This is a genomic window from Paracoccus marcusii (assembly GCF_006151785.1).
Lineage (GTDB): Bacteria > Pseudomonadota > Alphaproteobacteria > Rhodobacterales > Rhodobacteraceae > Paracoccus > Paracoccus marcusii.
On sequence record NZ_VDDD01000126.1, the window covers coordinates 1 to 9,943 of the forward strand.

The following is a 9,943-nucleotide window of genomic DNA, read 5'->3' on the forward strand; positions in this document are numbered from 1 at the left end:
CGGCGGCCTGCGCCAGGCCAGCGGCCGCGAGGCCGAGCTGCGCGACCGGTTCGAGGCGCAGCGCGACCAGCTGGCGCGCGTCCTGGGCGCGATGACCGCGCTGCAGCAAAGCCCCGAATCGACGATGCTGCTGCATCCGGCGGGGGCGCTGGCCAATGCGCGGTCGGGGATGATCCTGTCGGGCGTCACCCCCGGCCTGCGGGCCGAGGCCGAGGCCCTGCAGGCCGATCTGGACGAGATCGCCACCGTCCGCCAGCTGCAGTCGAACGCCGCCGGCATGCTGGGCAGCGGCCTGGACAGCGTCCAGGAGGCCCGCCGCCTGCTGGCCAGCGCCGTGACCGACCGCAGCTCGATGCCCGCGCGATATGCCGAGGACCCCGAGGAGCTGCAGGCCCTGCGCGCGGCCGCGCAGAGCCTGGACGATTTCGCGACCGGCATCGCGCGGATGGAAAAGGACGTGGGCGCGCCCATGGACGATTTCGAGGGCGCGCGCGGCAGCCTGGCCCTGCCGGTGGTGGGGACCGTGCTGCGCCCTTATCGGGAGCCGGACGCGGCGGGGGTCAGCCGACCGGGCTGGGTGATCGCCACCGCCCCCGCGGCGCTGGTGCAGACGCCCTGGCCTGCGACGATCCGCTATCGCGGGCCGTTCCTGGATTACGGCAATGTGATGATCGTCGAGCCCGCGCGCGGCTATCTAATGATCTTCGCAGGCCTGTCCCAGGTCTTTGGAGAAGTGGGCGACGTCTTGAAGGCGGGCGATCCGGTGGGCTTGATGGGGGGCGCGGAAGCCCCCGCCCAGGAATTCGGATCGCAATTCGTCGCCGATGCCGCCCAGGGCGCCGAGGCCGGACGCAGCGAGACGCTGTATCTGGAACTACGCCAGGGCAATGAAACGCTGGACCCCGCCGACTGGTTCGTGCTGAATCCCGTCGTCGACCCGCAACAGGACTGAGGCAGGAAAGACCGCCATGAGACATTATCTGATCGCAGGCCTGGGGGGCGTTCTGGCCGGAGCCCTGGCCACCACCCAGATCGCCGGTCCGCTGCTGGCGCAGGAGACGGCCGAGGGGAATGCCTCGGTCTATCAGCAGCTAGAGCTGTTCGGGAACATCTTCGAGCGCATCCGCACCGACTATGTCGAGGCACCCGAGGACAAGGAGCTGATCGAGGCGGCCATCAACGGCATGCTGACCTCGCTTGACCCGCATTCCAGCTTCCTGTCGGCCGACGATTATTCCGACATGCAGACCCAGACCCGCGGCAGCTTTGGCGGCCTGGGGATCGAGGTCAGCCAGGAGGAGGGTCTGGTCAAGGTCGTGGCCCCCATCGACGACACGCCCGCCGCGAATGCGGGCATCCAGCCGGGCGACTTCATCACCCATGTGAACGGCGAATCGCTGCTGGGCCTGCCTTTGGACGACGCGGTCGAGATGATGCGCGGCCCGATCGGGTCCGAGATCACCATCACCGTCCTGCGCGAGGGCGAGAGCGAGCCGTTCGACCTGACCATGTCGCGTGACACGATCAAGCTGACCGTGGTGCGCAGCCGCGTGGAGGGCCATGCGGTCGTGCTGCGGGTGTCCACCTTCAACGACGAGACCTATGACACGCTGCAGGCGGAACTGAAGAAGGCCGTCGAGGAAGCCGGCGGCATCGACCGGGTCACCGGTTTCGTGCTGGACCTGCGCAACAACCCCGGCGGCCTGCTGAACCAGGCGATCAGCGTCAGCGACGCCTTTCTGGACGCCGGAGAGATCGTCAGCACCCGCGGCCGCAACCCGGACGAAAGCGAACGCTGGAACGCCGAGGCAGGCGATCTGGCCGAGGGCAAGCCGATGGTCGTGCTGATCAACGGCGGTTCGGCCAGCGCGTCGGAAATCGTCGCGGGCGCCTTGCAGGACCACCGCCGCGCCATCGTCGTGGGCGAGAAGTCGTTTGGCAAGGGTTCGGTCCAGACGGTCATGCCGGTGACCGCCGACAGCGCCATCCGCCTGACCACGGCGCGGTACTTCACCCCGTCGGGCCGGTCGATCCAGGCCCTGGGCGTGCAGCCCGACATCCTGGTCGCCCAGCCCGCTCCGGCCCCCGAGGTCGAGGAGGAGGAAGCCCGCAGCAACAGCGACTTCAGCCGGTCCGAGGCCGACCTGCGCGGTGCCCTGGGCAACGATGTCAGCGACGAGATGCGCAAGCAGATGGAGGAGGAGGCCGCCGAGGTCGAGGCCACCGCCGCGTTGCGCGAGGAGGACTATCAGCTGGCCTATGCGGTCGACGTGCTGAAGGGTCTGGCCGCGGTGAACTTCCGCGCCGACCAGGTGCCTGCCGCGGAGACGCCCGCGGTCACGGGCGAAGGCGCGGGCGAGGGGGCCGAGGCCGCCCCGGACCAGGGCTGAACCGATGGACGGACGCATGGGGCCGGGCGGCCTGCCGTACCGGCCCTGCGCCGGCGTGGTGCTGATCGACGACCGGGGCCTGATCTTTGCCGGGCGCCGGATCGACCGCAGCCCCGACCAGCCGCCTGCGTGGCAGATGCCCCAGGGCGGCATCGACGAGGGGGAGACCCCGCGCGAGGCCGCGCTGCGCGAGCTGACCGAGGAGACGGGCATCGACCCGTCGCTGGTCGAGGTGCTGGACGAGACGCCAGACTGGGTCTTCTACGACCTGCCGCCCGAGATGGTCGGCCGGATCTGGAAGGGCCGTTATGGTGGGCAGTGCCAAAAATGGCTGGCGCTGCGGTTCCTGGGCCAGGACACCGACATCCGCATCGATACCGCCCATCCCGAGTTCGACCAGTGGCGGTGGATGCGGGCCGAGGACGTGCTGGACAGCATCGTGCCCTTCAAGCGCGCGGTCTATTCCGAGGTGCTGGGCGCGTTCCGGGTCCATCTGGCCTAGGGCGCGGGCCAGCGATCCTCCAGGATCAGGTCGTCCAGCGGCAGGCGCGCCGCCCAGCCCCGGCTTTGCAGTTCGGGCTGGCGGTATAGTTCGGTGACATGGCCGATGCACAGATAGGCCACCGGCACGACATGGTCGGGCAGGTGCAGCAGACCGCGAAGGTCGTCGGGCCGGAAGATGCTGACCCAGCCCGCCCCGATGCCTTCGGCCCGCGCGGCCAGCCACAGGTTCTGCACCGCGCAGGCGGTGGAGTACAGATCGGTCGCCGGGTCATGGGTGCGGCCCAGCACATGCGCGCCGCCCCGCGTCCGGTCGCAGGTGATGCACAGGTTGACCGGCGCCTGCAGGATCCCCTCCAGCTTCAGCGACGAATAGAGCGCCTTGCGGTCGGGAAAGCGGTCGGCGGCCTCGGCATTGGCCGATGCGAAGGCGTCATGGATGCGTCCGCGCAGCGCCGCGTCGCGGATCAGGATGAAGTTCCAGGGCTGCGACAGCCCGACGGACGGCGCTTCATGCGCCGCCTGCAGCAGGCGGCGCAGCGTGTCGGGATCGACCGGGTCGGGGCGGAACTGGCCCCGCACGTCGCGGCGTTCGCGGATCGCGCGATAGACCGCCGCGCGCTCCGCGTTCGAAAACGGCCCCGCCGGGGCGAGGCCGTCGTCGGCACTCACCGGCGCAGCTGGTCCAGCAGGATCGAGGTCGGATAGCCGTCCGGCGTCACGCCGATCGAACGCTGGAAGGCCGAGACCGATTCCATCGTCGCCGATCCGAACAGGCCGTCGATCTCTCCCTGATAGAAGCCGCGCTGTGCCAGGCGCTGCTGGATCTCCTGGCGTTCGGCGGTGGACAGGGTGCGGTCCTGGCGCGGCCAGGCGCCCTGGATGCCCGGACGGCCCGCGATGCGTTCCGCCAGGTAGGACACGCCCAGGGCGTAGTTGTCCGAGTTGTTGTAGCGCAGGATCGACCGGAAGTTGTCGGTGATGAAGAACGCGGGCCCCCGCGCCCCCGCCGGCATGATGATCGAGCCGTTGCCCGCCGGCAGCCCGCCGCCCGACATTGTGCGCACGCCCTGTGCCGACCAGTCGCCGGCCGATCGCCGGGTGCCCTTGCCGATCAGGCCCATGTTGAAGTTCGCGGGCAGGCGGACCTCGGCGCCCCAGGTCGCACCGCGCTGCCAGCCGCTGCGCGCCAAGTAGGCCGCGGTCGAGGCCAGCGAATCGGTCGGGTCCTCGGACCAGATGTCGCGGCGGCCGTCGCCTGTGAAGTCGACCGCGTATTCCAGATAGGAGGTCGGCATGAACTGGGTATGCCCCATCGCGCCCGCCCAGCTGCCCAGCATGTGCTGGGGATCGGTGTCGCCCGCCTGAAGGATCTGCAGGGCGGCGATCAGCTGGTTCTGGAACATCTCTCCGCGGCGGCCGTCATAGGCCAGCGTTGCCAGCGACGGGATGATCTGCATCCGGCCGCGGTTGGCGCCGAAGTTCGATTCCATCCCCCAGACCGCCAGCACGATCTCGCGCGGGACGCCGTACTGCGCCTCGATCCGGGCCAGGACGGGCGACAGCTGCGCCAGCTTCTGGCGGCCGGTGGTGATGCGCACGTCCGACACGGCGCTGTCCAGGTACAGCCAGACGGGGCGCGAGAATTCGGCTTGGCGGCGGTCCAGGCGGATCACCTCGGGGTTGTAGCGGGCCAGCGCCATGGCGCGGTCATAGGTCGGGCCCGACACGCCCGACGACAGGGCGCGGGCGCGGAACTGCTGGACGAACCGCTGCAGGCCGGCCTCGTCGCCGGGATTGGCGGGGGGGATCGGGGTCACGGTCACATCGGCGGGCGCGCGGGGGCCGCCCGCGGCGGGCATGCGCGACATCGGCGATGCACAGGCGGCCAGCGCGCCGATCAGGGTGGTGGACAGAAGAATGCGGGAAAAGCTCATTATGGATCGCCTGTTTTGGACTGCCGAGGTTTCTTGGCCCGGATCTTGATGGCCCGGATTTGGTCTTCTGCGTGCAGTCTAGACGAACCACTCCCGCTTGGGTAGGGCGCGGGCGCGCTTAGTGCAGCAGTGATTCCGGGTCCGGCGCGGTCCCGAACCAGGGCGTCATCTGCGCGATGATGACCGAGTTTTCGGCCAGCGCCCGATCCATCAGCGCGCGTTCCGCCTCGTCGATCTCGTGGCCGTCGGCCAGACGCTCGTCCAGCGTGCCATAGCCGGTGACGTCCAGGGGGGCCATGTCGGCCTGCTTCAGGATCGCCACGGTCTCTCGCACGGCCTCGGGTTCGTCATTGGCCGGGGCATAGCAGACCAGCCCCGCCCCGGTGGCGCCCTTGGGCAGACCGTCGCCCTGCCGCCTGCCCAGCTCGACGACCAGCGTGAAGACCTTCATGGCTTACTCCATCGGTTTGGCGCCGCCCTGGGCGCTTTCGGCCCCTTCGGGCCATTCGGGGGCCTGCCACATGCGGTTGCCGCATTCGGGGCAGGGCGCACGGGTGGCGATGATCTGCGCGCCCGCGGACGCGCCGCACATGGCACAACATGTCTGCCCGTCCATCGCAAGCGCCTTTGCGGGCGGGGGCGGGCCGTTCACCAGATGTTCGGGCGGCAGCAGCGACAGGCCGGGCTGCACCTGCGACCGGCGAAAGACGGACAGCCCGCCGCCCGCCTCCAGATAGGCGGCGCGCAGCTCTCCAAGGTTGCCGACGCCGGCCAGGCGCAGCATCGCCTTGATCTCGGCCAGGCCCAGGTCGCGCTGCGATGCCGCCTCGGGCAGGATGCGCCCGTCCAGGACCAGCGCCACGGGGCGGCCGTCGATGATGCGCTTGGCCCGGTCGAACCGCACGATCAGCCGGTCCAGCACCTTGTTTAGCCCGACGACCACGGTGATGACCGCCATCGCCGCCAGCAGCGGCACGTCGGGATAGAACATCGCGTCGCCCACGGCGGACCCCAGGGCGATGACCAGCAGGAACTCGACCATCGACAGCTGCGCCACGCCGCGCCCGCCGATCCAGCGGATCATCAGCAGCGCATAGACATAGACGAGCAGGGTGCGGACCAGGATCTCGGCATAGAAGAGCGGCGGATGCTCGCCCAGAAACATCCGGGCCAGATCGAAGGGGATGACCGGCTGGTCCATGGGCTGCCTTTCGCGGCGAAGGGGCCGCATCCCGCACAACCGCCGCAGGGGCGGGGGGTTCCACGCGGGCAGCACGCCCGCTAGGCTGCGCACGGCAAGGGAGGGCCGGGGATGAGCGACAGTCTGGAACGGGTCCGCGCGGCCCTGGACGCGGCCGGCGTCGCGGTCGACATCCGCGAGATGCCGGGCAGCACCCGCACCGCCGCCGAGGCCGCGGACGCGGTCGGCTGTGCGCTGGACCAGATCGCCAAGTCGATCATCTTTCACGGCCAGGACAGCGGAGCGGTGCTGCTGTTCCTGACCGCGGGCGGCAACAGGGTCGACCCCGACAAGGCCGCGACGCTGGCCGGAGAGCCGTTGGGCCGGGCCGATGCGGCGCTGGTGCGGGCGCGCACGGGGTTCGCCATCGGCGGCGTCGCGCCGGTGGGGCATCTGTCGCCGGTCAGGGCCTTCCTGGACCCGCGCCTGGCCGATTTCGTGCAGGTCTGGGCGGCGGCGGGCACGCCGCGCCATGTCTTTGCCATCGCGCCCGACCGGCTGCAGGCCGTGACCGCCGCACGGACCGGTGATTTTGTCGCATGAACCCCGCGGCGGGTCCGGGGCGTTGGGACGCGACATCTGAAAGGAAGCCCCGATGACCCAACCCATGATGACCCTGAACGACGGCCGGACCATGCCCCAGCTGGGCACCGGCATCTGGCAGATCGAGGATGCGAAGACCCCCGAGGTCGTGTCCGAGGCGCTACGCGTCGGATACCGGCTGGTCGACGGTGCCGCCGCCTACAAGAACGAGGCCGGGATGGGCCGGGGCATCCGCGACAGCGACGTGGCCCGCGACCAGATCTTCGTCACGTCCAAGCTGTGGAACGACGCGCAGGGGCATGACGCCGCGCTGCGGGCCTTTGACGCGACGATGGAGCGGTCGGGACTGGATTATCTGGACCTGTACCTGATCCACTGGCCGTTGCCGGCGATGGACGCCTATGTCGACAGCTGGAAGGCGCTGATCCGTCTGCGCGACGAAGGGCGCGTACGGTCCATCGGCGTCGCGAATTTCCACGAGCCGCATCTGCGTCGCCTGATCGACGAGACGGGCGTCGCACCCGCGCTGAACCAGATCGAACTGCACCCGTCGCTGGTGCAGGAGCGCATGCGGGCGGTGAACAAGCAGCTTGGCATCGTCACGCAAAGCTGGACCCCCCTGGGCCGCGGCGACAGCTTCGACGCCCCCGCGATCCGCGATGCGGCGGCGCGCACGAGGCGGACGGTGGCGCAGGTGATCCTGCGCTGGCACATCCAGCACGGGCTGTCGGTCATTCCGAAATCGGAAAAGCCCGAACGGCTGGCCGAGAATTTCGACGTGCTGGACTTTACCCTGACGCCCGAGGAGATGTCGGCCATCGACGCGCTGGACCGCGGCCATCGCACCGGGCCGGACCCGGACACGTTCGACTATCGTCAGCCGCTGTAACCCAGCAGGCGACGCATCAGGGGGCTGGCGGGGTCCGCCAGTCCCTCGATCACGTCGAAATGGTGGCGGCCGGGGTCGATGACGCATTCGGTCGCCGCGCCCAGCCCCGCCCAGGCATCCGCCAGCAGCCGGGCGTGGCGGATGAATTCAGGCCTTTCGGCCCCCCCAACCCAAGTCGTGACCGGGATGCCCGTGCGGGGTTCCAGCAGGGCGGGGCTTTCGGATGCGGCCTCGGCCGCGTCCAGGCGCAGGGTGTCGTTCATCGCCGTGCGCATCAGCGGGCGCAGGTCGGTCAGCGGAGAGATGGGCACGCAGGCGGTGACCCGCGCGGCAACCGTCTCGGACAGCACCCCCGGACAGATCATCCGCGCCGCCAGATGCCCGCCCGCCGAATGACCGGTCAGCGCGATGGGCCCTGCGATGCGACCCGCCGCCTCTGCGATCTGCTCCGCGACGATGCGGGTCATGTTGGCGATGCGCGCGTCCGGCGCCAAGGGATAGCCCGGCATGGCGCAGGCCCATCCCGCCGCCAGTGCACCGCCCGCCAGATGCGCCCACAGCGTCGGGTCGAACCGCATCCAGTAGCCGCCATGGATGAACACCATCAGCCCGCGCGGGTCTCCCTCCGGCAGGAACAGATGCCCCCGGCCCAGATCCTGCGGCGGATGGGCGGCGCGGAAGGCCGCCGCCGCCTCGGTCCAGCGGGGGACATAGGTGTCGGCATGCGGGATATGCGCGCCATTGGCATAGGCGTCGTCCCAGTCGGTGATCTGATACAGCATGATTCCCCCTCTTTCGGGCAGCCAATCGCGGCGCTATCGTTGCGTCAAGAGGGAGCCCATGATGACCGATTTCACCAAGACCCGCGCCGCGTTCCACCTGCCGGACGGCATGACCTATCTGGACGGCAATTCGCTCGGGCCGATGCCCCGCGCCGCCGCCGACCGGGTCGCGACCATGATGGCCGACGAATGGTCCCAGATGCTGATCACCGGCTGGAACAAGGCGGGCTGGTATGTCCAGCCGCGCAAGGTCGGCGACCGCATCGCGCGGCTGATCGGCGCGGGGGATGGCCAGGTGGTCATGGGCGATACGCTGTCCATCAAGGTGTTTCAGGCGCTGAGCGCGGCGCTGGCCCTGCGGCCCGACCGGCGGGTGATCCTGTCGGACAGCGGCAACTTTCCGTCGGACCTGTACGTGGCCGAGGGGATCGCCCGCGCCCTGGGCGCGACCCTGCGCGTCGTCGCCCCAGAAGAGGTCGAGGCGGCCATCGGTCCCGACCTGGCCGTGCTGATGCTGACCGAGGTCGATTATCGCACCGGCCGCCGTCACGACATGCCCGCCCTGACTGCCCGCGCGCATGACGCCGGCGCGCTGGCCATCTGGGATCTGGCCCATTCGGCGGGGGCGGTGGACGTGGACCTGCTGGGGTCGGATGCCGATTTCGCGGTGGGCTGCACCTATAAATACCTGAACGGCGGTCCGGGGGCGCCGGCCTTCATCTGGACCCATCCGCGCCACGCCGAACAGGCCGAGCCGATCCTGCAGGGCTGGATGGGCCATGCCGCGCCCTTTGCCTTCGACCAGGAATACCGCCCCGCGCCGGGGATCGAGCGGATGCGCGTGGGCACGCCCCCCGTCATCGCGCTAAGCGCGTTGGAGGCGTCGCTGGACATCTGGGACACGGTCGACATGGCCGCGCTGCGGGCGCGATCGATCGAACTGACCGAGGCGTTCATTGCGGGGGTCGAGGCGCAATGCCCCGACCTGGTCCTGAACAGCCCGCGCGACCCGGCGCGGCGCGGCTCTCAGGTCGGGTTCCGCCATCCGCAGGGCTATGCGGTGATGCAGGCACTGATCGCGGCGGGGGTGGTCGGCGACTTTCGCGCGCCCGACGTGCTGCGCTTTGGGTTCGCGCCGCTTTACAACGATCTGGACGACGTGTCGCAGGCGGTCGCGACCTTGGCGCGAATCCTGCGCGACGGCAGCTGGGACAGTGCGGAATTCCGTCGCAAGGCCGCGGTGACCTAGGGTAAGGGGGCTTTCCAAGGCGGCCAAAACCGTCGACAGATTGAGCCACAGATGTCGTGGATCGGTTCCGATGTTCAAGCTGCTGCCCCTTGCCCTTGCCATGATGATTCCCGCGCTTGCGGCGGCCCAGGCCGCCCCCGACGATATCCGTGTGCGCATCGTGACCGCCCGCACCCAGCCTCTGGACCTGGACATGCAGCTGTCCGGAGAGATCGAGGCCGTCGACACGCTGGAGCTGGGCTTTCGTCAGGGCGGCCGCGTGACCGAGGTGCTGGTGGCCGAGGGCGACCGCGTCGTCGCGGGCCAGCCCTTGGCCCGGCTGAACGCCGTCCAGCAGGATCAGGCGCTGAACGTCGCGCTGGCGGGCTTGGCCGCCGCGCGCGCGGGCAGCGACCAGGCCCGTCAGGCCCGC

At 69.9% G+C, this 9,943-nt stretch carries 11 protein-coding genes and 1 pseudogene; 7 read left to right on the forward strand and 5 right to left on the reverse strand.

Translation table 11 applies throughout. From position 1 onward, the window contains the following. The 3 genes from FHD68_RS15530 to FHD68_RS15540 all read left to right on the forward strand — a co-directional run. Window positions 1-952, forward strand: a 952-nt coding sequence (locus FHD68_RS15530) for a murein hydrolase activator EnvC family protein (protein ID WP_139086171.1), incomplete at its 5' end; no start/stop codon positions are given. 16 nt (window positions 953-968) lie between these two features. Next, window positions 969-2,390, forward strand: a complete 1,422-nt coding sequence (locus FHD68_RS15535; protein WP_127897689.1) for a S41 family peptidase — start codon at window positions 969-971, stop codon at window positions 2,388-2,390. Between the two features lie 4 nt (window positions 2,391-2,394). Beyond that, window positions 2,395-2,892 carry an RNA pyrophosphohydrolase gene (locus tag FHD68_RS15540; RefSeq protein ID WP_127897690.1) on the forward strand — a complete coding sequence of 166 codons (498 nt, stop codon included), beginning with the start codon at window positions 2,395-2,397 and terminating at the stop codon, window positions 2,890-2,892. Here FHD68_RS15540 and bluB read toward each other — a convergent pair. The 4 genes from bluB to FHD68_RS15560 all read right to left on the reverse strand — a co-directional run bounded on the left by bluB (window position 2,889) and on the right by FHD68_RS15560 (window position 6,029). Then, window positions 2,889-3,563: a 5,6-dimethylbenzimidazole synthase gene (gene bluB, locus FHD68_RS15545; protein WP_127897691.1), complete on the reverse strand. Its 675-nt coding sequence runs from the start codon at window positions 3,561-3,563 to the stop codon at window positions 2,889-2,891. The two genes, FHD68_RS15540 and bluB, sit on opposite strands and share 4 nt — an antisense overlap. Then, window positions 3,560-4,828 carry a lytic murein transglycosylase gene (locus FHD68_RS15550; protein WP_127897692.1) on the reverse strand — a complete coding sequence of 423 codons (1,269 nt, stop codon included), beginning with the start codon at window positions 4,826-4,828 and terminating at the stop codon, window positions 3,560-3,562. Before FHD68_RS15550 ends, bluB begins: the two co-directional genes overlap by 4 nt. A gap of 118 nt (window positions 4,829-4,946) precedes the next feature. Further along, the gene (locus FHD68_RS15555) at window positions 4,947-5,279 is read right to left on the reverse strand and encodes a hypothetical protein (protein WP_127897693.1); all 333 of its coding nucleotides are present in this window, start codon (window positions 5,277-5,279) and stop codon (window positions 4,947-4,949) included. A 3-nt stretch (window positions 5,280-5,282) separates the two neighbouring features. Further along, window positions 5,283-6,029 carry a DUF421 domain-containing protein gene (locus tag FHD68_RS15560; RefSeq protein WP_240542482.1) on the reverse strand — a complete coding sequence of 249 codons (747 nt, stop codon included), beginning with the start codon at window positions 6,027-6,029 and terminating at the stop codon, window positions 5,283-5,285. 111 nt (window positions 6,030-6,140) lie between these two features. Here FHD68_RS15560 and FHD68_RS15565 point away from each other — a divergent pair, with 111 nt between their 5' ends. Next, on the forward strand, window positions 6,141-6,611 hold the full coding sequence (locus tag FHD68_RS15565) for a YbaK/EbsC family protein (RefSeq protein WP_046000692.1): 471 nt from the start codon (window positions 6,141-6,143) through the stop codon (window positions 6,609-6,611). 52 nt (window positions 6,612-6,663) lie between these two features. Continuing rightward, complete coding sequence (locus FHD68_RS15570) at window positions 6,664-7,500, forward strand: aldo/keto reductase (RefSeq protein ID WP_127897694.1); 837 nt, start codon at window positions 6,664-6,666, stop codon at window positions 7,498-7,500. Here the strand turns inward: FHD68_RS15570 and FHD68_RS15575 are convergent. After that, entirely contained in the window at window positions 7,488-8,282 is a 795-nt protein-coding gene (locus FHD68_RS15575; RefSeq protein ID WP_127897695.1) for an alpha/beta hydrolase, read from the reverse strand. The genes FHD68_RS15570 and FHD68_RS15575 overlap by 13 nt on opposite strands. Window positions 8,283-8,343: 61 nt before the next feature. Here FHD68_RS15575 and kynU point away from each other — a divergent pair, with 61 nt between their 5' ends. Both kynU and FHD68_RS15585 read left to right on the forward strand, forming a co-directional pair. Then, on the forward strand, window positions 8,344-9,531 hold the full coding sequence (gene kynU, locus FHD68_RS15580; protein WP_127899266.1) for a kynureninase: 1,188 nt from the start codon (window positions 8,344-8,346) through the stop codon (window positions 9,529-9,531). A 70-nt stretch (window positions 9,532-9,601) separates the two neighbouring features. Then, window positions 9,602-9,943: pseudogene (locus FHD68_RS15585) on the forward strand (biotin/lipoyl-binding protein); the annotation flags it as partial.